Raw genomic sequence first — 22756 nt, forward strand, 5'->3', positions numbered from 1 at the left:
GCAATGCCACACATTACTTACCTGATGCCGGGCGTCCTCGTACGCGAGCACGTGACCGCCGTGCCGCTCGACTGGTCCGACCCGTCGCGGGGCGAGATCGAGATCTTCTTCCGCGAGCTGGTGGACCCCGAGCGGGCCCGCGAGGACCTGCCGGGCCTGGTCTACCTGCAGGGCGGCCCCGGCGGTAAGGGGCCGCGCCCGCTCGCCGCGGACGGCTGGCTCGGCCAGGCGCTGCGCACCCACCGGGTGATCCTCATGGACCAGCGCGGCACCGGTCGCAGCACCCGGGTCGACGGCCGCCGGATGAGCGCCTTCGCCACCGCCGAGGAAGGGGCGCGTCACCTCGCCTGCTTCCGGGCCGACGCCATCGTGGCCGACCACGAGCACGTACGCCGGACGTTCTTCGGCGGGCGGCGCTGGAGCACGCTCGGCCAGTCGTACGGCGGGTTCCTCACGCTGACGTACCTGTCGAACGCGCCGGAAGGGCTGAGCGCCTGCTACGTCACCGGCGGCCTGCCCGGCCTGGACCCGTCCGCGGCCGAGGTATACCGGCGCACCTATCCCCGCGTCCAGGCCAAGAACGAGGAGTTCTACCGCCGCTACCCCCAGCACGCCGCCACGGCCGCCCGCGTCGCCGACCGGCTCGCCGCCGGCGACGTACGGCTGCCCGACGGCGACCCGCTGACCGTGCGGCGGCTGCAGTCGCTCGGCCTCGACTTCGGCATGAAACCCGGCTACGAGCGCATGCACTACCTGCTCGACGAGGCGTTCAGCGGGGACGAGCTGTCGGCGACGTTCCTGCACCAGGTGCTGGCCCGCACCTCCTTCAGCGACAACCCGCTGTTCGCCGCGCTCCAGGAGAGCATCTACGGCCACGGCCCCGGCCCCACCGGATGGGCCGCCGAGGCCGAGCGGGCCCGGCATCCGCGCTTCGCCGAGGACGCCAGGCCGCTGCTGTTCACCGGTGAGATGATCTACCCCTGGATGTTCGAGGAGATCGCCGAGCTGCGGCCCTTCCGCGGCGCGGTCGAGCTGCTCGCCGCCCGCACCGAGTGGCCGCCGCTCTACGACCACGACCGGCTGGCCGCGAGCGAGGTCCCGCTCGCCGCCGCCGTCTACTACGACGACATGTACGTCGACGCCCACCTCCAGCTCGACACCGCCGCCCGGATCGGCAACGCCCGGTGCTGGGTCACCAACGAGTACGAGCACGACGGCGTCGGCGACCCCCGGGTCCTCGGCCGGCTCAGGGAACTGGTCCGCGACATGGGAGGAGAGATCGCCGATGCGTGAGGGCAGGCCGCCGAGGCTCAGCGAGATCCCGGCGTTCACCGCGTACATGAACACCGGCTGGGACGTCCCCGACCGCACCCCGCCGGTCGTCCCCGGCGCGGCCGAGGCCGCCGCCGCGCACCGGGCGAGGCTCGCCGAGGCGCTGCCCGGCCGTACCGTCGTGCTCGCCGCCGGGCGGGCCCCCGTCCGCAGCAACGACACCACCTACGGCTTCCGCGCCGACAGCGACTTCGTCTGGACGACCGGCTGCGCGATCGAGGACGCCGTCGTCGTGCTGCGCGACGGCGAGGCCACCCTCTACGCGCCGCCCCCCGCCTACCCCGGCGACCCCCGCTTCTGGAGCGACGCCCGACACGGCGAGCTGTGGGTCGGCGCCGCCCCCGGCCTGGACGACTGGTCGCGGGCGCTCGGCGTGCCGGTCCGGCCGCTCGCCGAGCTGGACCTGGAGCCGGGCGAGGACGCCGAGGCCCGGCGCGTGCTCGCCGAGCTGCGCATGCACAAGGACGACTGGGAGGCCGAACAGCTCCGCCAGGCCGTGGACCGCACGGTCGAGGGCTTCGCCGCCGTCGTCCGCGAGATCCCCGCCGCCGTCGCGGGCCCCGGCGAGCGGTGGCTCCAGGGCACCTTCGACCGGTACGCCCGCGCCTACGGCAACGGCCCCGGCTACGCCTCCATCGTCGGCAGCGGCCCGCACGCGGCCACCCTGCACTGGGAACGCTGCGACGGCCCCGTCCTGCCGGACGAGCTGCTCCTGCTCGACCTGGGCGTCGAGGCGATCAGCCACTACACCGCCGACGTCACCCGCACCTTCCCCGCCTCCGGCCGCTTCAGCCCCGCCCAGCGGCAGGTCCACGACCTGGTCGAACGGGCGCATCGGGCCGGGCTCGCCGCCGTCCGGCCCGGCCGCCCCTTCACCGGCTTCCACCACGCCGCGATGGAGGTCATCGCGCACGGCCTGGCCGACTGGGGGCTGCTGCCGGTCTCCGTGGACGAGGCGCTGTCCGACGGCGGCCAGCACCACCGCCGCTACCTGGTGTGCGGCATCGGCCACCACCTCGGCCTGGACGTGCACGACTGCGCCCGCGCCCGTGAGGAGACCTACCACGGGGCCGTGCTCGCGCCCGGCATGGTGCTCACCGTGGAGCCCGGACTGTACTTCCACGCCCACGACCTCACCGTGCCGCCCGAGCTGCGCGGCATCGGCGTCCGCCTGGAGGACGACCTGCTGGTCACCCCCGGCGGCGCGCGGGTGCTGTCGGAGGCGCTGCCCCTGGATGCGGCCGGCATCGAGAAGTGGATGGCGCAGGCGTGACCGATCTCGTGGTGATCGGCGCGGGCGTGGTCGGCGCCGCCGCCGCGTACTTCGCGTCGCTGGCCGGGCTGCGGGTGGTCGTTGTGGAGCGCGGCGCCATCGCCGGCGGCACCTCCAGCGCCGGCGAGGGCAACCTGCTCGTCTCCGACAAGGAGGCCGGGCCCGAGCTCGACCTCGCCCTGTACGCGCAGCGCGTGTGGCGCGAGGACCTGGCCGAGCACGCCGGGCTGTGGGAGTTCGAGTCCAAGGGCGGCCTGGTCGTCGCCGGATCGGAGTCGAGCGTCGCGGCGCTGCGCGAGCTCGCCGTCCACCAGCGCCATCACGGCGTCGAGGTGCGCGACGTGCCCGGGGACGAGCTGCGCGGGTACGAGCCGCACCTGTCGCCCGAGCTGCGCGGCGGCGCGTTCTACCCGCAGGACGCCCAGGTGCAGCCGATGCTCGTGGTCGCCCACCTGCTGCGCCTGGCCAGCGGGCTCGGCGCGCGGGTGCGCACCGGGGCCGAGGTGACCGGGTTCCTGCGCGCCGGCGACCGGGTGACGGGCGTGCGCACCACGGCCGGCGATCTGCCTGCGGGCGCGGTGCTGAACGCCACCGGCACCTGGGCGGGCGACGTGGCCGCGCTCGCCGGGGTGCACGTGCCGGTGCTGCCGCGGCGCGGGTTCGTGCTGGTCACGCAGCCCATGCCGGCGCGTACGATCCGGCACAAGGTGTACGCCGCCGAGTACGTCGGCGACGTCGCCAGCTCCGACGCCGCGCTCCAGACCTCGCCCGTCGTCGAGGGCACCGGCAGCGGCACGATCCTCATCGGCGCCTCGCGCGAGCGGGTCGGCTTCGACCGCACGGTGTCCACGGCGGCGATCGGCGCGCTGGCGAGCAAGGCGATCGCGTTGTTCCCCATGTTGCGCGACGTCCGCGTCATGCGGACCTACCTCGGGTTCCGCCCCTACTGTCCCGACCACCTGCCGGTCATCGGGCCCGACCCGCGGGCGCCCGGCCTGTGGCACGCCTGCGGGCACGAGGGGGCGGGCATCGGGCTGTCGGCGGGCACCGGCAAGCTGATCGCGCAGGCCCTCATCGGTGAGCGGCCCGACCTGGAACTCAAGCCGTTCGCGCCCGAACGGTTCCCAGAGCCCGAGGAGGTGCTCTCTTGACGTACCGCATGACCTTCCGCGGGGCCGTCGTGCCCGCCGAGCCGGGGCAGAGCGTCGGCGCGGCGCTGGTCGCGGCGGGAATCCGCGACTGGCGCAGCACCCGCAAGGGCGGCCGGCCGCGCGGCCTGTTCTGCGGCATCGGCGTCTGCTTCGACTGCCTCATCACGGTGAACGGCATCCCCGACCGCCGCGCCTGCCTCACCCCGGCCGCCGACGGCCTCCACCTCACCGACACCCCCACCCCCGCCGACACCCCCGCCGAAGCCCCCGCCCCCTCCGAGGCCCCCTCCGAGGCCCCCGCCCCCGAGGTCCCGGCTCCTGGCGACTCCGTCGCCGGCGGCCCCGGCCCTGAGGTCCCGGCCTTCGGCGGCCCCATTCTTGGGAGCCCTGCCCCTGAAGGTCCCGCCGTCGGTGGCTCCACCTTCAAGAGCCCTGCCTCTGAGGACCGGGTCCTCGACGGTGGCGAGGCGGGAGGTGGGCATGCGCCGTCAGCATGACGTGGCCGTGGTCGGGGCCGGGCCGGCGGGGCTGGCCGCGGCGGTGCAGGCGGCCGAGGCCGGGCTGCGGGTCGCGCTCGTCGACGCCGCCGCCCAGCCGGGCGGCCAGTACTGGCGGCACTACGACGAGCGCCACGCCCGCCCGGCCGACCGCGCGGGTCACCACGACCTGCGGACGTTCACCGCCCTGCGCGCCCGCCTGCGCTCCCTGTCCGCCGCCGGCCTGATCAGCCACCTCCCCGGCCTCCAGGTCTGGCTGATCACCCGCGCCGCCGACGGCGCCTTCACCCTCCGCACCACCCCGGCGGCCGGCGCGCCGGGCGACACCGGGGCCACGGTCACCGCCCACGCGCTGATCCTCTGCCCCGGCGGCTACGACCGCCAGCTCCCCGTCCCCGGCTGGGACCTGCCCGGCGTGATGACGGCGGGCGGCGCGCAGGCCCTGCTCAAGGGCCACCGCACGGCGGCCGGCCGGCGCGCCGTCGTCGCCGGCACCGGCCCGTTCCTGCTGCCGGTCGCGACCGGCCTGGCCCGCGCCGGCACCGAGGTGGCGGCCGTCGTCGAGGCCAACGCCACCCTCGGCTGGCTGCGCGACCCGGCGCGCGCGGCCTCGGCTCCCGCCAAGGGCCTGGAGGCGCTCCAGTACGCGGCGCTCATGGCCCGGCACCGCATCCCGTACCGGACCAGGACGGCGGTCACCGAGATCCTCGGCGAGGACCGCGTGGAGGCGGTCCGGGTCGCCCGCGTGGACCGCGACGGCCGCCCGTACGGACCGGCCGAGGAGATCCGCGCCGACCTCGTCGCGCTCGGCTGGGGCTTCACCCCGTCGATCGAGCTGCCGCTCATGCTCGGCGCCGCCGCCCGCAAGGACGTGGACGGCTCGCTCGTGGTGTCCGTGGACGCCCTGCAGCGCAGCAGCGTCCCCGGCCTGTACGTGGCCGGAGAGGCGACCGGCGTCGGCGGCGCGGCCCTGGCCGGGCAGGAGGGCCGCCTGAGCGCGCTCGCCCTGGCCCGCTCGCTGGGCCGGCCGGCCGACCCGGCGCTGATGGTCCGGCTGCGGACCGCGATCGTCCGGGGACGCCGCTTCGCCGCCGCCATGCACCGCACCTACCCGGTGCCGCCCGCGTGGACCGGCTGGCTGCGGGACTCGACGCTGGTCTGCCGGTGCGAGGAGGTCTCGTACGGCGAGCTGCGCGCGGCGCACGCCGAGCTGGGCGCCGCGGACCCCCGTACGCTGAAGATGCTGGCCAGGCCCGGCATGGGCTGGTGCCAGGGCCGGGTGTGCGGCTTCGCCACGGCGGGCATCGCGGCGTGCCTGAGCGGCCGCGAGAGCACCGCCGACGACCTGCGGCCGATGTCCACCCGCCCGATCGCCGCCCCGGTGACGCTGGGCGAGCTCGCCGCGCTGGCCGACGACGCGGCGGGGGAGGGCGGCGGCTCCTGACGCCGGCCCGTCCGGAGGCCAGGGGCCCGGGAACGACGTCGCCCCGGCCGGACACGAGGCCGGCCGGGGCGACGGAAGGAACAGGGCGTCAGCCGCAGTGCTCGAACGAGCTGGTGTAGGAGCTGGAGCCGATCGAGCCGCCCCACTTGACGCACTTGCCGGGGGCGCTCCGCTTGACCGGCCCGGCGTAGTAGGAGAAGTTGCCCGAGTCGGTGGCCCTGCTCGCGCCCTTCGGCTCCAGGAACGCCGAGACGGGCGAGGCCGAGCCGAGCTTCGTCGACTTGAGCGTCACGACGCAGTTGGAGCCGTTGCCCTTGTTGTAGAGCAGGTAGGTGCGGCCCCCGGTGAGCGCCGCCGAGTCGATGACCGCGTAGCCGCTGCCGCAGACGCCCGCCGGGGTGTAGCGGTTGCCGCCGCTGCCGCTGTCACCGGTGCCGCCGCTTCCGCCGCAGGAGTTGGTGCTCTTGACGGCCTTCTTCTGGCCCAGGGAGACGGTCACGCCGTTCACGGTCGGGCTGGTGTCCATCGCGCCCGAGGGGGTGCGCTGCTCGTAGTGCAGGTGCGGGGCCGAGGAGCCGCCCGTCGAGCCGACGGTGCCGATCACGGTGCCCTGGCCGACGCTCATCGAGCCGCCGGCCGCCCGCACCATGGTCGACAGGTGGGCGTAGATGGTGCGGGAGCCGTCGCTGTGGCGGATCTCGACCCATTGGCCGTAGCTCTTGCTGCCCGCGTTGCGGAAGGTGGCGGTGCCCGCGGCGGTGGCGCGGACGGTCTCGCCGTTGATGGCGTCGCCGCCGTAGGTCTGCCAGTCGATGGAGCCCGACGGGCTGTGGTTGGGCGTCCAGTTGTTGGCGTAGAACGTCTTGCCGCAGTTGAACGGGCTCTTGTGCGTCACCGCGAGCGTCGCCGCGTCCTGCTGCCGCGCCATGGCGGCGTGCTGGGGGAGCATCGCCGCGGGGACGGCGAGCAGCAGGGCGGCGATCGTGGATCTGAAGGTCTTCGGCCAGGTCGGCGCGCCGGTGGTCGGCATGCTCACCTTTCTGAACGGGAACGAGGGGGGACGCTGTCAGGCGTTCCGCCGCCTTGCGGTGCTGGAGTGACAGCCGGTAAGGCGGAGGTTCAAGAAGATATCTGTGAAAGATGTCTTCATCAACGCCTTCGGCGAAGGCAGCGGTCGCCGCCCGGCGCCGTCGTCACTCGCCGGGCTCCTCCACGTACCGCAGCGTGACGGTCAGCTCGATCGCCGTCCCCGTCGCGGCCCGCGTCAGGGCGGCCAGCTCGGTCCCCTCCAGGCCCAGCGCCTGGGCGAGCAGCCGCAGCGACGTGGCGCGCGGCCTGCTCAGCGCGCCCGCCTCCAGCCGGCGCACCGTGCGCACGTTCAGCCCCGCCCGCGCCGCCAGCTCCTCCTGCGTCACCAGGGCCCGCTCCCGCCAGGCCCGCAGCAGCGCGCCCAGCGCCGGTTCCGCTCCCGTGGGAACCGGCGCGCCGCGCGGCGGGGCCTCGTCCTCCGTGGCCGGTGCGGCCACGGTGATGTTCGCCAGCACCCGCATGGGCTCTCCTCCTTCCGTACGCCGGCACCGCGCCGGCCGGACCCCACTCTTCGCCGGGGTCCGGCCGCGCGGCAACGGCACCGGCCGTCCGTGTCCTGATCCCTGCGAACGCTGGCCGAAATCCGCGCGGAGGCTCAGCCGGTGGCGAGCGTCTTCCGCAGCGCCGCACCGAACGCGGCCGGGTCCGTGCCGAAGCCGCCGTGGTCGCCGGGGAACGGGGCGATCCGCGTGCCCAGCCGCTCGGCGACCAGCCGCGTGGCGCGCGCGTACGGCTCGTCCTCGGCCGTCGCCTCGCCGAGCGCCGGCACCACCCGCACCCCGGCCGCGCGGACCGCGGCGAGGTCGGGGGAGTGGCGGGAGAAGGACGGAGCCTCGTAGCCGATGAAGAACGCGGCGTTCTGCTCCAGGCGGCCCATCATGGCCATGATCTCCGGGTCCGGCTGCCCCTCGGGAGCCTCGCCGCCGTCCGCGCCCTGCTGTTCCTGGTGTTCCCCGCCGCCGTCCAGGCCGGCGGCGAAGATCTGGTGCGCGGCCCCCGGGCCCTCCTTGTGGAAGGCCTCCTCGACGTCCCGGAACAGGGCCCGCCAGCGGTCGCGCTCGGGCAGCAGCTCGAACAGGGGCGGCTCGTGGGCGACCAGCGTCCGCACCAGCTCGGGACGGCGGGCCGCCAGCTCCAGGCCGATCACCGCGCCGGAGCTGTTGCCGAAGACCAGGGCCGGCTCCTCCGGCGTGACGCCGACCGCCGTCAGCAGCCGGGCGGCGTCGTCGGCGTGCACCTCGACGCGCTGCGGCTCCGGCGGGCCGTCCAGGGGGCTGCGCGAGTTGCCGCGCCGGTCGTAGGTGACCACCGTGTAGCGGTCGGCCAGCGTCGTGGCGAGGGCCGCGAAGCCGGCGGCGTCGTACACGCCGCCGCAGATCAGCAGCAGGATCGGGCCGGAGCCCCGCACCTCGTGGTGCAGGGTCGCGCCGGGCGTGGCGAGCGTGCCGGTCCTGATGGCTTCCATGGTGTGTCTCCTCAGGGTGTTGACGGTGACTCCTTCACCGGGCAGTCGGAGCCGCTGCCGGCTTCTCGACACCCGCGCCGGCTTTTTCTACCGGAAAATCGTTGGCTCCTGACACGAGCGCTGCGGCAGCATGACAGGGCGGCGTCGGCATTCGGGAGGGCGGATGGCTGTGCTCGGATCACTCGTGGGCTCCGGAGAGCGGTCGTCCGCACGAAAATCGGCGGTCCTGCTCGCACTGCGCTACTACTGGAACGAACTGCGCCGGCAGTGGCCGGTCGCGCTGCCCGCGCTGACGCTCCCCGCCGTCGGCAACATCTGCCTGTTCTACCTGGCGCCCCTGGCGGTGGCCGGCCTGGTGGGGCACCTGGCGGGCGGCGGTGACGGGTCCGTGGGATCGCTGCTGCCGTACGTCTTCGGCTTCGCGGGGATGCTGCTGGCGGGCGAGGCCCTGTGGCGGGTGGGCCTGCACTTCCTCAACCGCACCGACGCCCGCGGCATCGAGCGGCTCGGCGTCGTCGGCATGGACGAGCTGCTGGCCAAGGACGCCGCGTTCTTCCACAACAACTTCGCCGGCTCGCTGACCAAGCGGGTGCTCGGGTTCTCCTCCAGGTTCGAGGAGTTCGCCGACACGCTCGCCTTCTCGATCATGGCCAAGGTGGTGCCGCTGGGCTTCGCCTCGGTGGTGCTGTGGCAGTACCACCCGCTGCTGGTCCTGGTGCTGGTGGGCCTCATCCTGGTCACCGGATTCCTCGTCGCCCCGCTCATCCGCCGCCGGCAGGCGCTGGTCGACCGGCGGGAGGCGGCCAAGGTGCTGGTGTCGGGGCACGTCGCCGACGTGCTGGCGAACATGGACACCGTACGCGCCTTCGCCGCCGAGGACCGCGAGGCCGCCGAGCACCGGGCCAGGGTCGCCGAGCAGGGCCGGGCGTCCCTGCGCTCGTGGGACTACGGCAACCTGCGGGTCGACACCGTCGTAGCGCCGCTGTCGGTGCTGACCAGCGCCGTCGGCCTGCTGCTCGCCGTGGCGCTGCGCGGCGGGCTGGGCGTGGAGGCGATCGTGGTGACGTTCACGTACTACACCAACACGATCAGCATCATGTTCGAGTTCAACCAGATCTACCGGCGGGTCGAGAGCGTGCTCACGGAGGCCGCGCAGTTCACGGAGCTGCTGCTGGACCCGCCGACCGTGGTGGACCCGCCCGAGCCGCAGCCGCTGCGCCCGGCCGACGCGAGCGTGCGCTTCGAACGCGTGCGCTTCGGCTACGCCGACGGCGACCCCCTCTTCGCGGATCTGGACCTCGACATCCCCAGCGGCACCAAGATCGGCCTGGTCGGCCAGTCCGGCGGCGGCAAGACCACGCTCACCCGGCTGCTGCTGCGGCTCATGGACGTCGACGGCGGCCGCATCCTCGTCGGCGGCCAGGACATCTCCCGGCTGCGCCAGGCCGACCTGCGGAGCCTGATCGCCTACGTCCCGCAGGAACCGGCGATGTTCCACCGCACGGTCCGCGACAACATCGCCTTCGCCCGGCCGGGCGCGACCGAGGCCGAGATCCTGCGGGCGGCGCGGGCGGCGCACGTCACGGAGTTCGTCGAGGCGCTGCCGGAGGGCTTCGACACCCTGGTCGGCGAGCGGGGCGTGAAGCTGTCCGGCGGGCAGCGCCAGCGCGTCGCGCTCGCCCGCGCCATCCTCCGCGACGCCCCGATCCTGCTGCTGGACGAGGCCACCAGCGCCCTCGACTCCGAGAGCGAGATCCTCGTCCAGGAGGCCCTGTGGCGGCTCATGCAGGACCGTACGGCGATCGTGGTCGCCCACCGGCTGAGCACGGTGGTGCGGATGGACCGGCTCGTCGTGCTCAACAGGGGGACCATCGTGGAGGAGGGCTCCCACAGCGAGCTGCTGCGGGCGCAGGGCCCCTACGCCCGCCTCTGGAGCCACCAGTCCGGCGGCTTCCTGCCCGAGGAGGACACCTCCGACGGGGTCCAGGAGGCCGGCGCGGGCCGGGAGGTCACGGCCTGAGCCCGGACGCCGCCCCGGGTCAGGCCGGGGCGGGTTTGCGGGCCACGCCGCACACCGCGCTGACCACGCCGGTCCCCTCCGGCGGCTCGCCGGCGCCCGCGTCGGGACGCCACGCGGGTGTCGGCACCACGCCCGGGTCCACCGGCTCCAGCCCGGCGAAGAAGCCGGCGATGCGCTCAGGGGCGCGGAGCTGATAGGTGTTGGCCGCGCTGCCGTTGTAGGCGGCGACGGCCTCGACCAGCGCCGGGTTGGTGTCGACGCCGTCGCTCAGCACCAGGTGGCTGCCGGGGGCGAGCGGCTCCAGCAGCCGGGCGACGACGTCCTCCGGCGCGTCGTCGTCGGTGAGCTGCCCGGCGACGCTCAGCATCATGAGCGCCACCGGCTGGGACAGGTCGAGGGTCCGCGCCGCCTGCTCCAGGATGAGGTCGGTGTCGCGGACGTCCGCGTGCACGTAGTCCGTGGCGCCCTCCGGAGCGCCGGCCAGCAGGGCGCGGGCGTGCGCCAGCACGATGGGGTCGTGGTCGACGTACACGACCCGCGACCCGGGCGCGAGGGCCTGCGCGACCTCGTGCGTGTTGTCCGCCGTGGGCAGCCCGCTGCCGACGTCCAGGAACTGCCGGATCCCGGCCTCCAGCACCAGGTGGCGGACGGCCCGGATGAGGAACGCGCGCTGCGTGCGGGCGACCGCCGCGAAGTCGGGGAACAGCCGCAGCAGGGTGCGCCCGGCCTCGCGGTCCACGTCGAAGTTGTCGCTGCCGCCGAGCAGGAAGTTCCACACCCGTGCCGAGTGCGGGACCGTGGTGTCGATCTCGGCCCGGACGTCGTGCTCGCTCATCGGCCCGCTCCCATCCCGTCATGATCCGGAACGAATTCCAGGCCATCACGGGAGGGAGGGACGGTCAAGCCTCGTCCTCCTGCTGAAGAGGAGGGGGGACGCGTTCGGCGCGCAGGCTGGTGACCGTGACGGTGAACAGGACCGTGACGATGACGCCGAGCGAGGCCGGCGTCGGGATCTCCGGCACCCACGCCCAGATCCCGTGCGCCCAGTGCAGCACCAGCTTGACCCCGATGAAGGCGAGGATGATGGCCAGGCCGTAGTTGAGGTGGCGCAGCCGGGCCAGCGCGCCGCGCAGCACGAAGTACAGCGCCCGCAGGCCGAGCAGGGCGAAGGCGTTGGTGGCGAAGACCAGGAACGGGTCGTCGGTGACGCCGTAGACGGCGGGCACGGAGTCGACGGCGAAGACGATGTCGGTGGCGAACACCGCGACGGTCGCCAGCGCCAGCGGGGTGATCGCGGTCCGGCCGTTCTCCCGCACCAGGAGCCGGAAGCCGTGGTAGCGGGGCGAGACCGGGACGAGCCGGCGCAGCAGCCGGACGCTGCGCATGGAGTCGATGTCCACGGCGTGCGCCTCGCCCTTGCGCGCCTCCCTGAGCACCTTGCCGGCGGTCAGGATGAGCACCGCGCCGAACAGCAGGAACGCCCACGTGCCGCTCTCCAGGGCCGCCGCCCCCAGCGCGATGAAGATCGCCCGGAGCACGAGAGCCCCGATGATGCCGTACAGCAGCACCCGCTGCGCCAGCTCGGCGGGCACCGCGAAGGCCGCCAGCAGCAGCATGAACACGAACAGGTTGTCCACCGACAGCGACTTCTCCACCACGTAGCCGGTGAAGAACTCGACCGCCACGCCGCCGTCGAACTCGGCCCACAGGTAGAAGCCGAACAGCACCGGCAGCACCAGGTAGAAGACCGACCAGCCGATCGCCTCGCGCATGCGCACCTCGTGCGGGCGCCTGGTCAGGACGATGTCGACGACCAACAGGACGAGCAGCGCGGCGACGGTGACCGCCCACAGCGTGAAGGACGCGATGGAGCCGGACGTGCCGGACGCAGCCGAAAGTGTCCCCGGGGACATGGAACCTCCTCGAACGTGACTCAACCGTTCGAGGTCTCCTTCACCCGGGGGTAGCGGGCCGCCGTCCGGGGACGCTCAGGTACGTCCGTACTGACCGGATCGGCGCTTGCGAAGTACTCCCCTCGCCACGCTGAGCGTAGACCAGATCAGGACGTACCTGAACCTTTCCGGCCGAAGTCATGGCCGGAAAGCCCGGTCGCGCGGCTTTCATCTGGTGGGCCGGGTCCCGTTCACGTGCCCGTGACTTCGGCCGCGTCCCCGGCCGCCCGCCGCCATCCCGGCCGCCGCCAGGCCCGTGAGGGCGATCCAGATGCCGACGACGACGTTGTTCAGCACGGCTCCGCCCGGGACCGCCCCGCCGTAGACGACCCAGGGCGCGATGATCGTCCAGACGCCGATGATCGGCGTCACCCAGGCCAGCCCGTGGGTGCGGCCGTAGGCCGTGGCGAAGCCCACGGCGAGGGCCGCCACCGCCAGACCGGTCACCAGGTTGTTGACGGTGAGCCGGCCGGCCTGGGCGAAGCCCGCCACCCAGGGCGAGATCGCCAGATAGAGCCCGGCGAGAAAGGTGAGCCCGTCGAGCGCCTGGAAGAGGCCCCGGCAGGCCGCCTCCTCGTAGTGCTGCCGCGTTTCCGCCATGTCGGGACGCATCCGCGTCCCCGGTGTTCGGACCATCGTGCACCGCCTTCCTGAGATGCGCGGACCTCGGTGCTTCATGCCCTCATACCCCTGGTGAGGGGCCTATTCAAAGGAGCGGGCCGTCCTCCAGCCGCCGTACGGCCTCGGCCAGCGTCGGCTGGATGTCCAGGAACCTGTCGAGGCCGCGGTCGCGGAAGATGCGGCGGGGGAGCGGGCCGACGCCGAAGACGACGAGGCCGCCTCCGGTCGTGCGCACGTGCCGCTCGGTGGCCAGCAGGACGGTCAGCCCGTACGAGTCCGCCGAGGTCAGGCCGCTCAGGTCGATCGCCAGCAGCGGCGGGTCGCGCACGGTCAGCGCCCGGGCCAGCGCGTCCTGCAGGACGGGGCAGGTGTTCATGTCGAGCGGCCCGCGCACGGTCACCACGACGACCCGGTCGCCCGCGGGGCGGTCGCCGACCTCCAGCCGGCGCTCGCCTGACGGGCTCACCGGCCCACGCCCGCGACCAGGTTGATGGTGAGGGCCAGGATGACGGCCCCGAACAGGTAGGACAGCAGCGCCTGGCGCAGCACCGCCGCGCGGAACCCCGCGTTGTTCAGCTCGGTGTCGGAGACCTGGAACGTCATCCCCACGGTGAAGGCGAGGTAGGCGAAGTCGGTGAAGCGGGGCCGGGGGTCCGGGTCGTGGTCGTGGAAGTCCACCCCGCCGTAGGGGCCGGGGGAGTAGTACATCCGCGTGTAGCGCAGCGTGAAGATCGTGTGGACCACCGCCCACGAGACCACCACGCTGACCACGCCGACCCCCACGTGCAGCACCAGCTCCTCCGGCGTGTCGGCCTGGACGACCAGGTAGGCCACGGCCACCAGGCTGGCCACCGCGGCGACCAGGACCGCGAGGTCCGCCCCCGCCCGTGAGGGGTCCTCGCTCCCGATCGCGGAGGCGGTCGCGGGGCCGTCGAGCCGGCCGATCCGCCACCAGGTGCTCGCGAGGAAGGCGAGCCCGGCGGCGTCCCAGCCGATCAGCGGCACGAAGGACGCCGGCACGAGGGCCACGGCCACGGCCATGACGACGACCCCGATCACGGCGGCGATCTCCGCGGTCCGCCGCGCCGCGGCCCCCGCCAGCCAGGACACCCGCTTCGGCCGCACCACCTGGGATCCCTCCGTTCGCCTGCCGCGTCGGGTCCAGGCTAGCGCCGCGGGCCGCCCCGGATGATCTCCCGCGGCGCGGGTCGCGCACACTGACCTGCTCAGAAGTGGAGTGATCAACCTCTTAGCGGGCACAGTCTGCAAGTCAGACATAACTCTCTGTAGTGGGTGAAGGAGGGAGATGTACCGCTCATTCGGCATCGCCGCCGCACTTCTCACCGGCACGGCGCTCCTCGGCGGCACGGCATGGGCCTCGGTGGCCTCGCCCGCGAGACCGCCGAAGCCGTCGCGGCCGCACTTCGCGCGGGCCGAGAACATCGCGCACCGCGCGGGCTCCGGCGTCGCGCCCGAGAACACCATCGCCGCCTGCGTCAGGGCCAGCGCCTCGGGCGCGGACCGGTGCGAGTTCGACGTCCAGCAGACCAAGGACCAGCAGCTCGTCCTCATCCACGACGAGACGCTGGACCGCACCACGAACGTCGAGGAGGTCTTCCCCGACCGCAGCCCGTGGCGGGTCTCCGACTTCACCCTCGCCGAGATCCGCCGCCTGGACGCCGGGTCGTGGTTCTCGCCGCGCTTCCGCAACGAGCGCGTGCCCACGCTCCGGCAGGCCCTGGAGATGCTGGGCAAGGGCAGGGCTGGGCTGCTCCTGGAGATCAAGCACTCGCCCCGCAGCCCCGGCATCGACAGCCGGGTGGCCGCCGAGCTGCTGGAGACCAGGGACCTGTGGGAGGGCCGGCGCCTCGCGCTCCAGTCATTCGACCGGCGGGCGTTGCGTACGCTGCACCGCGCGGTGCCCGACGTCCCCATCCTCCTGCTCGGCGGGAGCGGCGCGGAGCTGTCCGAGGTGGAGGACTTCGCCGACGCGCTCGTCCTGCCGCACGCCGCCCAGCTCAGCGCAGGGCAGGTGCGCCAGATCAAGGCGCGCGGCCTGCGGGTCTACGCCGGCCCGACGGACCGGCCGCGGGTGCAGCGCCACCTGCTCTCCTTGGGCGTGGACGGCATCATGACGGGCGTTCCTGCCCGCCTGCGGGACGTGCTGCGCTATTGACGTCCGTGACGCGCTTGTCAGCCCTTGCCCGCGGCGCTCAGCCCTTGCCCGCGGCGTTGACGATGCGGGTGGTCGAGCGGCCGGGGATGGCCTCCATCTCCCAGCAGTCGGCGCCGAGGATCGCCGCCGCCGCGGCGCGGGCCCCGGCGTGCGGGTCGCCCGCGGTGTGCGCCAGGGCGCGGGGGCTCATGGGGGCGAGCAGGTCGATGTAGTCCTCCGGGCCGTGCGCCTCGGGCGGGCCGGTCACGATGAAGACGCCCGCGACGAACCGGAGCGCGGCCAGCACCTCGGCCCGCTCGGCGGCGGGGTTGAGCGGGCGGGTCGGCCCCTTCCACGCGCGTACGCGGGGGTCGTCCTCGACGCCGACGACGAGCGGCAGCCCGCGCGCCGCCACGGCGCCGAGATAGCGCACGTGGCCCACGTGCAGGATGTCGAAGACCCCGGTCACGACCGCCGCCCCCGGCCGGTCGTACGGCTGCACCCAGAGGGCCTCCAGGCTGCTCACGCGACCTCCTCCGCTGCCCTGCCGGCCTCGACGGCTCCGCCCCTGGGCCTAGACGACTCGTCGATCGCAGCGTACTCGGTCGCTCAGGAGGGCCGTGCAGGTGACCATGGGAAAGTGCATTCCTACCTTTTGGCGAGGCTCCGGAAGGTGGGCGCGGCGCGTCTCATAACGCCGCCCGGGTACGGGCACGATCATGGGGGAGGTCGCTGATGCCGGACTTTCACCGCGTTGACGGGTCTGTCGGCGGGGTTGTCGACGAGTTCGCCGACGAGTTCGTCGACGGGGGCGACCTCGTGGTCCGGTTGCCGGGGGCGCCCTCTCAGGTGGCGCGGGCGCGGGGGGTCGTCACCGACGCGCTGGGCCGCGACCATCCGCTCCACGACGACGTGGTGCTGCTCACCAGCGAGCTGGCCACGAACGCGGTCCTGCACACCCGATCCGGCGCCGGCGGCTCGTTCACGGTGAGCGTGACCAGCTCGCCGTCCGCGGTGCGGGTGCGCGTCGAGGACGCCGGGTCGGACGGGCCGCCGTGCGTGTGCCGTACCGGGGCGCAGTCGACCAGCGGGCGCGGCCTGCCGCTCATCGAGGCGCTCAGCCACCGCTGGGGCTTCACCCGCGAGAACGGCTCGACCACGGTCTGGTTCGAGCTGCTGCTGGCCGGCGTCGCGGCGGTCGCGGTCTAGCGGCTCATCCGGCCGCCCGGCCGGGGCGGTCCTCGGGGAGCGGGATCCACTTGTGGGACCAGGTGACCAGCTCGTCCAACACCGGGCGCAGCTCCTCGCCCATCTGGGTCAGGTGGTATTCGACGCGTACGGGTGACGTGGGCAGGACGCGGCGCTCGACGAGCCCGGCCGACTCCAGCTCGCGCAGGCGGCGGGCGAGCATCGTGTCGTTGATGCCGGGGATGGCCGCCTTGATGTCGCCGTAGCGATGCGCGCCCTTGAAGATCATGTGGATCACCGCGCCGGACCAGCGGGCGCCGATCAGCTCCAGGGCGATGTGGAAGCGCGTGCAGACGGAATCCGAGCTCACCTCTTGATCCTACATTTGCTAAGGAATGTTGAGCTACTCAATAATGTTGAGTGCTGCGTTCCGGCAGCTAGAGCACGAGGAGAGTCATGAACAAGCCCGTCCTGCAGGTCATCGTCGCCAGCACCCGCCCCGGCCGCGCAGGCCGCGCCGTCGCCGACTGGTTCGCCGAGCGGGCCGCCGCCTCCGGGCTGTTCGAGGTGGAGCTGGTGGACCTGGCGGAGGTCAACCTGCCGTTCCTGGACGAGCCGCACCACCCCCGGCTGCGCCAGTACGTCAACGCCCACACCAAGGAGTGGAGCGCCACGGTCGAGCGCGGCGAGGCGTACGTGTTCGTGACCCCCGAGTACAACCACAGCTTCAACGCCGTGCTGAAGAACGCGCTGGACTACCTGCACCACGAGTGGCGGTACAAGCCGGCCGGCTTCGTCAGCTACGGCGGCGTCTCCGGCGGCACCCGCGCCGTCGCGGCCCTGCGCTCGGTGATCAGCCTGCTCAAGATGGTTCCCGTGCCGGAGGCGGTGCACATCCCGTTCCTGCCGCGCTTCCTGGCCGAGGACGGCACGTTCCGCCCCGCCGAGGAGACCGTGGCCGCCGCCGACGCCATGCTGGCCGAGCTGGCCAAGGTCGGCGGCGCGCTGCGCCCGATGCGCCTGGCCTCCTGACCGGCCTCACACGTCGAGGCGGCACAGCCCTTCGGCGAGCGCCTTCGTGGTGAGCCTGGTGCGGCTGTCGCAGCCGAGCTTGGCGAAGATGTGCTCCAGGTGCGTGGTCACCGTGCGCACGCTGAGCACCAGCGCGGCGGCGATCTGCGGGTTGGAGTCGCCCGCCGCCACCCGGGTGAGCACGTCCACCTCGCGGCCGGTCAGCTCGTACGGCAGCGCGCACGGCCGCTCCCCGGCCACCGCCCCCTGGAGCGACCCCTGGAACCCGACGCCGGCCCGCAGCAGCCGCAGCTCGTGCCAGCGCCCGCCGCCGTCCAGCCAGAGGCCGTGGCGGCTCAGCTCCCGCGAGTCGATGAACGCGCGGGCGTAGGCCGCCACGGCCGGATCGTCCCAGAGCGCCGGCGACGGCTCGCGCCCCGGGACCTCGCGCCGGACGCCGAGCCGGTCGAAGGCCACCGCGCGGAAGCCGGGCGGCAGGCCGACCGGGTCGATCACGCATCGGCTCAGGTCGGTGAGGTGCGCGAGCAGCGGGCTGACGGCCGACACCACCGCCCCCATGCGGCCGGGGAACGCGTCGCGGGTGGCCAGGTGCAGCAGCCCCGTGTAGCGGCCCTCGGGCAGGAACAGCGGCGCGGTCAGGCCCGCCCGCCAGCCGTAGGGGGCGAGGTGGCGGCGGAAGTAGCGCTCGGTGCAGGGCTCGGGCATCGGCACGGGGGAGCGGGTCGCGCGGGCGCGGCGGTAGGCCTCCAGCCCGGCGTACTCCTCGGCGGCGTCGCGGTCGATCTGCCGGTGGCCGTCGGAGACGACGCTGTGATGGCGCCCGGTGGCCGGGTCGAAGGCGACGAACTCGTACGCGTCGAGCGGCACCACCCTGCGCAGCGCGGCCATCGCCGCGTGCGCGTCGCCGCCGCCCGCCACCTGATAGCCGACCTCCGCGAACGCCCGGAGATGGCGGACGTCCAGGGTGATCTCGGCCATCGCCCCTTTATACCATTCGCCAATCTCCGAGGCCCTGCTGAAGATTATTTTCAGCGGCCTCGGGGTGCTACCGTGATTCCATGCAGCGCGCTCACGTCATCGCCACGACGACGCCGGACCCCGTCCCGGCGCGCTGACTCCACGCTTCCCGGGCGAACGCCCGGGACCGCTGGTCGTTCGCCCTTTCCCGCGAAAGGATGATCATGAACGACCATCGCAGACTCGGCCGCGAGCTCGGCATCTTCGACACCGACCCGCTCATCGGCTCCGGCCTGCCCTACTGGCTGCCCGCCGGCGCGGCGGTGCGCAGGGCCGTCGAGGACTACGTGCACGAGCTCGAACGCCGCAACGGCTACCAGCACGTCAACTCGCCCGTCCTCGGCAAACGCGAGCTCTACGAGCGATCAGGCCACTGGGCCCACTACGCCGAGGACATGTTCCCGCCGATGAGCGTCGGCGGCGAGGAGTTCGTGCTGCGCCCCAGCCTGTGCCCGCACCACGCGATCGTCTACCGCTCCCGGCAGCGCAGCCACCGCGACCTGCCGCTGCGCCTGGCCGAGCTGGGCGGCATGTACCGCTCCGAGCCGTCCGGCGTGCTCGGCGGCCTCAGCCGGGTGCGCGCCATCCAGCTCAACGACGGCCACGTCTTCTGCCCGCCCGAGCGGGCCGCCGCCGAGGTCTCGGCCGCGCTCGACCTCATCGGGCAGGCCCACGCGCGCCTCGGCGTCGGCGCGGTCCGCTACCGGCTGTCGCTGCGCGGCGAGGGCGGCAAGTACGTCGACGACCCCGCCATGTGGGCCCGCTCGGAGTCCCTGCTGCGCGAGGTGCTGGACGAACGCGGCCAGGACTACGACGAGGAGCCCGGCGAGGGCGCCTTCTACGGCCCGAAGATCGACATCCAGATCACCGACCCGGCCGGCCGCGAGAGCACCCTGTCCACCGTCCAGGTCGACCTCTACCAGCCCGCCCGCTTCGACCTCGCCTACGTGGGCCCCGACGGCCCGCGACGGCCCGTCATGGTGCACCGCAGCGTCGTCGGCGGCCTCGAACGCCTGGTCGCGCACCTGATCGAGGTGCACGCCGGGGCGTTCCCCGCCTGGCTCGCGCCGGTGCAGGCCGTGGTGCTGCCGCTGTCGGACGCCGAGCTGCCCGCCGCCGACGGACTGCTGCGCCGCTGCCTGGCCGCCGGGCTGCGGGCCGAGCTGGCGCCCGCCGACCGGGGCAGCCTCGCGGCCAGGATCAGGGCGCACCGGCTGGTGCCGTACCAGCTGGTGGTGGGGCCGCGGGAGGCGGCGGCCGGCGGCGCGTCGGTGCGGCTGCGGGACGGCGGCCAGGCGGGGGACGTGCCGGTCGAGCGGCTCGCCGCCGAGGCACGGCCGTTCCCCTGACCGGCTCCGCGGGGCGGTGCGCTACGCGAGGGCGGTGAACCGCCGCGCGTTGCGCACCGCGGCCCCTCCAGGGTCGTTGTTGAAGTACACGTACGCCTCGTCCCAGCCCGCCTCGCGCATCCGGGCCGCCCACGCCGACAGGACGGGCTCGCCGTACTCCCAGCCGTCCGCGGCCTGGTGCAGGCGTACGTACCCCCAGCCGGCGGTGCGCCAGAGCGGGCTCACCGGGCGGTCCAGGCGGTCCGCCCAGCACAGGGCCGCGCCGCGCGCCTCCAGGACGCCCCTGACCTCATCGGTCCACCAGGACTCGTGCCGCGGCTCCACCGCCACCCGCACCCCGCCGGGGAAGCAGGCCAGGCACTGGTCCAGGCGGCCGGGCTCGGCCCGCAGGGTCGGCGGGAGCTGCAGCAGGATCGGGCCCAGCTTCTCCTTCAGCCCCGAGGCCGCGTCCATCAGCCGCCGCACCGGCTCCTCGGGATCCCGCAGGCGCTTGATGTGCGTGAGGAACCGGCTCGCCTTGACCGCCATCACGAACCCGTCCGGCGTGCGCTCCCGCCAGGCGGCGAACGTCTCCTGCCGGGGCAGCCGGTAGAAGGCGTTGTTGCTCTCGACGGTGGGGAACTCGGCGGCGTACGTCTCCAGCCAGAGCCGCTGCGGCACCCCCTCCGGGTACAGCACCTCCCGCCAGTCCTTGTACTGCCAGCCCGAAGTGCCCACCAACCATGTCACGGCTTTACGCCTACCCTGACCCCCGCCGTGCAGTACTGTCACTATTCGTCAGGCGAGGAGGACCAACACGCGATGGGCGCCAATCACGCTCACGGCCCGGCCGCGCCCCTGTCGCGGCGCACGCTCATGGCCGGTCTGGCGGTTCTGGTGCCGCTGGCGATCGTCACGCTGGCGGCGCTGATCTGGCTCTGGCCGGAGGGCGGCCAGTCCGCGGCCCCGGCGGAGACCGGCACCCAGAGACTCGGCGGCACCGTCACCGCCGTCACGCTCACGCCCTGCGCGGCCGTGAGCGAAGGCGCCCCCAGGCCCGACCCCGCCACCTGCGGCAAGGCCACCGTCAGGCTCGGCGAGGGGCCCGACACCGGCAAGGACGTCGAGCTCCGCCTGCCCAGCGGGCCCGGGTCGCAGCGTTTCGCCGCGGGCGACGCGGTGATCCTGCTGCGCGCCCCCGACGGCGGCTACCAGCTCTCCGACCACGACCGGGGCATGCCGCTGCTGCTGTTCGGGCTGGCGTTCGCGCTCGCGGTGATCGCCTTCGGCCGCTGGCGCGGGGTGACCGCCCTGGCGGGGCTGGCGGTGACGTTCGTGCTGCTGCTGACGTTCGTGATCCCCGGCATCATCGAGGGCAAGCCGCCCATCCTGGTCGCCGTCGTCGGCGCGGCCGCGATCATGCTGACCGTGCTCTACCTCACGCACGGCTTCTCGCCGTCCACCACGACGGCCGTGCTCGGCACGCTCGCCGCGCTGGCGCTCACCGCCGGGCTGTCGTCCGCGGCGCTGGCTTTCGCCCAGCTCAACGGCGCCACGGACGACGTCGCCGTCACCGTCGGCATGAGCCTGCCCATCGACACGCGGGGCCTGCTGCTGGCCGGGATCATCATCGGCGCGCTCGGCGTGCTCGACGACGTCACCGTCACCCAGGCGGTCACGGTGACCGAGCTGGCGCAGGCCAACCCCTCCTACGGCTTCGTACGGCTCTACCGGGCCGCCTCCCGGGTGGGGCGGGCGCACATCGCCTCGGTCATCAACACGATCATCCTGGCGTACGCGGGGGCGTCGCTGCCGTTGCTGCTGCTGTTCAGCATCGGCTCCCAGCCGCTGGGCGAGGTGCTGACGACGCCGGTGGTCGCCCAGGAGATCGTCCGCAGCATCGCGGGCACGCTCGGCCTCATCTCGGCCGTGCCCGTCACGACGGCGCTGGCCGCGTTCGCCGCCTCCCGCCGCGCCCGCTCCGCGCCCGAGCAGGCCGGGCCGGCCGAGGACGAGCCCGAGGACTTCTTCAGCCGCCGGGACGACGCCGACGACGACGACTTCTTCAGCCGGGTGGGCGGCGACGGGCACGTGGTCGCGGCGGGCGAGGCCGAGCGCCGTGAGTCCCCGGTGCCGGAGGGCGGCTTCTTCACCCCGGCCCCGCAGCGTCCCGGCGGCCCGTCCGCGCTGCGCCCCGACCCGCACCCGGCCTACCCGTCGTCCGGCGCGAGCGACGCCCACGCCCAGCCGCCCGCCGGACGCCGCGCCTCCCGCCACCGCCGCCGCGCCTGACCGGCGCGCGGCCAGGTCAGGAGGGGGTCAGGTCAGTACGCCTCGGCGCTGCCGTCCACCCGCAGCTTGCGCCGGGCCCGTTCGTAGAAGGTGGTGCCGACCCGCACTACCTTGGCGGCCCCCGGCCACGCGCTCACCGTGATCGAGTCGCCGGGGCACAGGTGGCCGACGACCCTGCCGTCCACCTCGACCGCGAGCCGCCCGCTGGTGGGCAGCACCTCCAGCGTCACCTCCTCGTCCGCGGGCAGCACCAGCGCCCGGTTGAACGACGAGTGCGCCGCGGCGGGCACCACCAGCACCGCCTCCACCCGCGGAGAGACGATCGGCCCGCCCGCCGAGAAGCTGTAGGCGGTGGACCCGGTGCTGGTCGCCACGATCACCGCGTCGGCGGAGAACCGGACGAAGTCGCTGCCCGACGGGGTGACGGCCACGCCCGCGAGCCCTTCGCCGGGGATGCGGACGAGCGCGATGTCGTTGAAGGCGGTCACGTGCGCGTCCGCCACCCGGCTTCTGATCGCCATCCGCGGCTCGACCGTGTAGCGGTGCCCGTCGATGGCCGACAGGGTGTCCGCCAGCTCGTCGACGTCGATCTCCGCGAGGAACCCGAGCCGCCCGAGGTTGACCCCCAGGATGGGCGTCGGCCGCCCGGCCAGCAGCCGCATGGTGCGCAGCATCGTCCCGTCGCCGCCGAGCCCCACCAGCAGGTCGGACCGCTCGACCAGCGTGTCGGCGTCCACCGCGACGGCGCTGCAGTCGATCCGCCCGACCTCCTCGGGCAGGCCGAGCACCGTGGCGTCCTTGGCCCCCGCCCAGCGCAGGATGGTGTCGATCGCCTTCTTCGAGTCGCGCTCCGGATGCAACACCAGCCCGACCGTCCCGACCATGCCCATAGGGCCAGCC

Annotated in this window: 23 protein-coding genes and 1 pseudogene; 11 read left to right on the top strand and 13 right to left on the bottom strand. The window is 73.9% G+C overall.

Annotated elements, in window-relative coordinates:
• The first annotated feature begins 3 nt into the window (after nt 1-3).
• From ABD292_RS05440 to ABD292_RS05460, 5 genes are read left to right on the top strand one after another with little or no spacing between them, the layout of a single operon-like run.
• On the top strand, nt 4-1293 hold the full coding sequence (locus tag ABD292_RS05440) for an alpha/beta fold hydrolase (RefSeq protein ID WP_344205695.1): 1290 nt from the start codon (nt 4-6) through the stop codon (nt 1291-1293).
• The gene (locus ABD292_RS05445; protein WP_344205697.1) at nt 1286-2605 is read left to right on the top strand and encodes an aminopeptidase P family protein; all 1320 of its coding nucleotides are present in this window, start codon (nt 1286-1288) and stop codon (nt 2603-2605) included. The genes ABD292_RS05440 and ABD292_RS05445 overlap by 8 nt, the downstream gene beginning before the upstream one ends.
• Complete coding sequence (locus ABD292_RS05450; protein WP_344205698.1) at nt 2602-3756, top strand: NAD(P)/FAD-dependent oxidoreductase; 1155 nt, start codon at nt 2602-2604, stop codon at nt 3754-3756. Before ABD292_RS05445 ends, ABD292_RS05450 begins: the two co-directional genes overlap by 4 nt.
• Nucleotides 3753-4253, top strand: coding sequence for a (2Fe-2S)-binding protein (locus tag ABD292_RS05455; RefSeq protein ID WP_344205700.1), 501 nt, complete (start codon nt 3753-3755; stop codon nt 4251-4253). Before ABD292_RS05450 ends, ABD292_RS05455 begins: the two co-directional genes overlap by 4 nt.
• On the top strand, nt 4237-5697 hold the full coding sequence (locus ABD292_RS05460) for an FAD/NAD(P)-dependent oxidoreductase (RefSeq protein ID WP_344205702.1): 1461 nt from the start codon (nt 4237-4239) through the stop codon (nt 5695-5697). Before ABD292_RS05455 ends, ABD292_RS05460 begins: the two co-directional genes overlap by 17 nt.
• A gap of 88 nt (nt 5698-5785) precedes the next feature.
• Here the strand turns inward: ABD292_RS05460 and ABD292_RS05465 are convergent, their stop codons facing one another.
• The 3 genes from ABD292_RS05465 to ABD292_RS05475 all read right to left on the bottom strand — a co-directional run bounded on the left by ABD292_RS05465 (nt 5786) and on the right by ABD292_RS05475 (nt 8251).
• A complete protein-coding gene (locus ABD292_RS05465) occupies nt 5786-6727 on the bottom strand; it encodes a M23 family metallopeptidase (RefSeq protein ID WP_344205704.1) in 942 nt (313 codons plus the stop codon).
• Nucleotides 6728-6890: 163 nt separating this feature from the next.
• Nucleotides 6891-7247, bottom strand: coding sequence for a helix-turn-helix domain-containing protein (locus ABD292_RS05470; RefSeq protein WP_344205705.1), 357 nt, complete (start codon nt 7245-7247; stop codon nt 6891-6893).
• Between the two features lie 134 nt (nt 7248-7381).
• A complete protein-coding gene (locus tag ABD292_RS05475) occupies nt 7382-8251 on the bottom strand; it encodes an alpha/beta fold hydrolase (RefSeq protein WP_344205707.1) in 870 nt (289 codons plus the stop codon).
• Nucleotides 8252-8414: 163 nt separating this feature from the next.
• Here ABD292_RS05475 and ABD292_RS05480 point away from each other — a divergent pair, with 163 nt between their 5' ends.
• On the top strand, nt 8415-10271 hold the full coding sequence (locus ABD292_RS05480) for an ABC transporter ATP-binding protein (protein ID WP_344205709.1): 1857 nt from the start codon (nt 8415-8417) through the stop codon (nt 10269-10271).
• A gap of 19 nt (nt 10272-10290) precedes the next feature.
• Here the strand turns inward: ABD292_RS05480 and ABD292_RS05485 are convergent, their stop codons facing one another.
• The 5 genes from ABD292_RS05485 to ABD292_RS05505 all read right to left on the bottom strand — a co-directional run bounded on the left by ABD292_RS05485 (nt 10291) and on the right by ABD292_RS05505 (nt 13972).
• Complete coding sequence (locus tag ABD292_RS05485; RefSeq protein ID WP_344205711.1) at nt 10291-11106, bottom strand: SAM-dependent methyltransferase; 816 nt, start codon at nt 11104-11106, stop codon at nt 10291-10293.
• Nucleotides 11107-11170: 64 nt separating this feature from the next.
• Nucleotides 11171-12184, bottom strand: coding sequence for a TerC/Alx family metal homeostasis membrane protein (locus ABD292_RS05490; RefSeq protein WP_344205712.1), 1014 nt, complete (start codon nt 12182-12184; stop codon nt 11171-11173).
• 207 nt (nt 12185-12391) lie between these two features.
• Nucleotides 12392-12823, bottom strand: a complete 432-nt coding sequence (locus tag ABD292_RS05495; protein WP_344205714.1) for an SPW repeat protein — start codon at nt 12821-12823, stop codon at nt 12392-12394.
• 106 nt (nt 12824-12929) lie between these two features.
• Nucleotides 12930-13310, bottom strand: coding sequence for an STAS domain-containing protein (locus ABD292_RS05500; RefSeq protein ID WP_344205715.1), 381 nt, complete (start codon nt 13308-13310; stop codon nt 12930-12932).
• A complete protein-coding gene (locus ABD292_RS05505) occupies nt 13307-13972 on the bottom strand; it encodes a DUF1345 domain-containing protein (RefSeq protein WP_344205716.1) in 666 nt (221 codons plus the stop codon). The genes ABD292_RS05500 and ABD292_RS05505 overlap by 4 nt, the downstream gene beginning before the upstream one ends.
• Nucleotides 13973-14150: 178 nt before the next feature.
• Between ABD292_RS05505 and ABD292_RS05510 the strand changes: the two genes are divergently transcribed.
• Nucleotides 14151-15020 carry a glycerophosphodiester phosphodiesterase gene (locus tag ABD292_RS05510; RefSeq protein ID WP_344205717.1) on the top strand — a complete coding sequence of 290 codons (870 nt, stop codon included), beginning with the start codon at nt 14151-14153 and terminating at the stop codon, nt 15018-15020.
• Between the two features lie 37 nt (nt 15021-15057).
• Here the strand turns inward: ABD292_RS05510 and ABD292_RS05515 are convergent, their stop codons facing one another.
• Nucleotides 15058-15525 (bottom strand): adenylyltransferase/cytidyltransferase family protein, encoded by a 468-nt coding sequence (locus ABD292_RS05515; RefSeq protein ID WP_344205719.1) that lies wholly within the window; start codon nt 15523-15525, stop codon nt 15058-15060.
• 209 nt (nt 15526-15734) lie between these two features.
• On the opposite strand from ABD292_RS05515, the gene ABD292_RS05520 reads away from it, so the two are divergent.
• A complete protein-coding gene (locus ABD292_RS05520; RefSeq protein ID WP_344205720.1) occupies nt 15735-16208 on the top strand; it encodes an ATP-binding protein in 474 nt (157 codons plus the stop codon).
• A 4-nt stretch (nt 16209-16212) separates the two neighbouring features.
• Here the strand turns inward: ABD292_RS05520 and ABD292_RS05525 are convergent, their stop codons facing one another.
• The gene (locus ABD292_RS05525; protein WP_344205721.1) at nt 16213-16557 is read right to left on the bottom strand and encodes a winged helix-turn-helix transcriptional regulator; all 345 of its coding nucleotides are present in this window, start codon (nt 16555-16557) and stop codon (nt 16213-16215) included.
• An 86-nt stretch (nt 16558-16643) separates the two neighbouring features.
• Here ABD292_RS05525 and ABD292_RS05530 point away from each other — a divergent pair, with 86 nt between their 5' ends.
• Complete coding sequence (locus tag ABD292_RS05530; protein ID WP_344205722.1) at nt 16644-17219, top strand: NADPH-dependent FMN reductase; 576 nt, start codon at nt 16644-16646, stop codon at nt 17217-17219.
• 6 nt (nt 17220-17225) lie between these two features.
• Here ABD292_RS05530 and ABD292_RS05535 read toward each other — a convergent pair whose 3' ends face one another.
• Nucleotides 17226-18197 carry a helix-turn-helix transcriptional regulator gene (locus ABD292_RS05535; protein WP_344205724.1) on the bottom strand — a complete coding sequence of 324 codons (972 nt, stop codon included), beginning with the start codon at nt 18195-18197 and terminating at the stop codon, nt 17226-17228.
• 188 nt (nt 18198-18385) lie between these two features.
• On the opposite strand from ABD292_RS05535, the pseudogene thrS reads away from it, so the two are divergent.
• A pseudogene (gene thrS, locus ABD292_RS05540) lies at nt 18386-19585 on the top strand (threonine--tRNA ligase); the annotation flags it as partial.
• A 21-nt stretch (nt 19586-19606) separates the two neighbouring features.
• On the opposite strand, the gene ABD292_RS05545 reads toward thrS, so the two are convergent.
• Nucleotides 19607-20314: a DUF72 domain-containing protein gene (locus ABD292_RS05545; RefSeq protein ID WP_344205726.1), complete on the bottom strand. Its 708-nt coding sequence runs from the start codon at nt 20312-20314 to the stop codon at nt 19607-19609.
• 72 nt (nt 20315-20386) lie between these two features.
• Between ABD292_RS05545 and ABD292_RS05550 the strand changes: the two genes are divergently transcribed.
• Nucleotides 20387-21856 (top strand): YibE/F family protein, encoded by a 1470-nt coding sequence (locus ABD292_RS05550; protein WP_344205727.1) that lies wholly within the window; start codon nt 20387-20389, stop codon nt 21854-21856.
• Nucleotides 21857-21888: 32 nt separating this feature from the next.
• Here the strand turns inward: ABD292_RS05550 and ABD292_RS05555 are convergent, their stop codons facing one another.
• Nucleotides 21889-22746, bottom strand: coding sequence for an NAD(+)/NADH kinase (locus ABD292_RS05555; RefSeq protein ID WP_344205729.1), 858 nt, complete (start codon nt 22744-22746; stop codon nt 21889-21891).
• Nucleotides 22747-22756 lie beyond the last annotated feature (10 nt).

The sequence above is a fragment of the Nonomuraea bangladeshensis genome, assembly GCF_039529455.1.
GTDB lineage: Bacteria > Actinomycetota > Actinomycetes > Streptosporangiales > Streptosporangiaceae > Nonomuraea > Nonomuraea bangladeshensis.

Bases quoted from the DNA above. Each gene is read 5' to 3' on its own strand.
- ABD292_RS05470 (WP_344205705.1), bottom strand. From the start codon at position 7,247: ATGCGGGTGCTGGCGAACATCACCGTGGCCGCACCGGCCACGGAGGAC.
- ABD292_RS05520 (WP_344205720.1), top strand. From the start codon at position 15,735: ATGCCGGACTTTCACCGCGTTGACGGGTCTGTCGGCGGGGTTGTCGAC.
- ABD292_RS05535 (WP_344205724.1), bottom strand. From the start codon at position 18,197: ATGGCCGAGATCACCCTGGACGTCCGCCATCTCCGGGCGTTCGCGGAG.
- ABD292_RS05495 (WP_344205714.1), bottom strand. From the start codon at position 12,823: ATGGCGGAAACGCGGCAGCACTACGAGGAGGCGGCCTGCCGGGGCCTC.
- ABD292_RS05490 (WP_344205712.1), bottom strand. From the start codon at position 12,184: ATGTCCCCGGGGACACTTTCGGCTGCGTCCGGCACGTCCGGCTCCATC.
- ABD292_RS05485 (WP_344205711.1), bottom strand. From the start codon at position 11,106: ATGAGCGAGCACGACGTCCGGGCCGAGATCGACACCACGGTCCCGCAC.
- ABD292_RS05460 (WP_344205702.1), top strand. From the start codon at position 4,237: ATGCGCCGTCAGCATGACGTGGCCGTGGTCGGGGCCGGGCCGGCGGGG.
- ABD292_RS05550 (WP_344205727.1), top strand. From the start codon at position 20,387: ATGGGCGCCAATCACGCTCACGGCCCGGCCGCGCCCCTGTCGCGGCGC.
- ABD292_RS05510 (WP_344205717.1), top strand. From the start codon at position 14,151: ATGTACCGCTCATTCGGCATCGCCGCCGCACTTCTCACCGGCACGGCG.
- ABD292_RS05475 (WP_344205707.1), bottom strand. From the start codon at position 8,251: ATGGAAGCCATCAGGACCGGCACGCTCGCCACGCCCGGCGCGACCCTG.
- ABD292_RS05465 (WP_344205704.1), bottom strand. From the start codon at position 6,727: ATGCCGACCACCGGCGCGCCGACCTGGCCGAAGACCTTCAGATCCACG.
- ABD292_RS05530 (WP_344205722.1), top strand. From the start codon at position 16,644: ATGAACAAGCCCGTCCTGCAGGTCATCGTCGCCAGCACCCGCCCCGGC.
- ABD292_RS05480 (WP_344205709.1), top strand. From the start codon at position 8,415: ATGGCTGTGCTCGGATCACTCGTGGGCTCCGGAGAGCGGTCGTCCGCA.
- ABD292_RS05555 (WP_344205729.1), bottom strand. From the start codon at position 22,746: ATGGGCATGGTCGGGACGGTCGGGCTGGTGTTGCATCCGGAGCGCGAC.
- ABD292_RS05445 (WP_344205697.1), top strand. From the start codon at position 1,286: ATGCGTGAGGGCAGGCCGCCGAGGCTCAGCGAGATCCCGGCGTTCACC.
- ABD292_RS05440 (WP_344205695.1), top strand. From the start codon at position 4: ATGCCACACATTACTTACCTGATGCCGGGCGTCCTCGTACGCGAGCAC.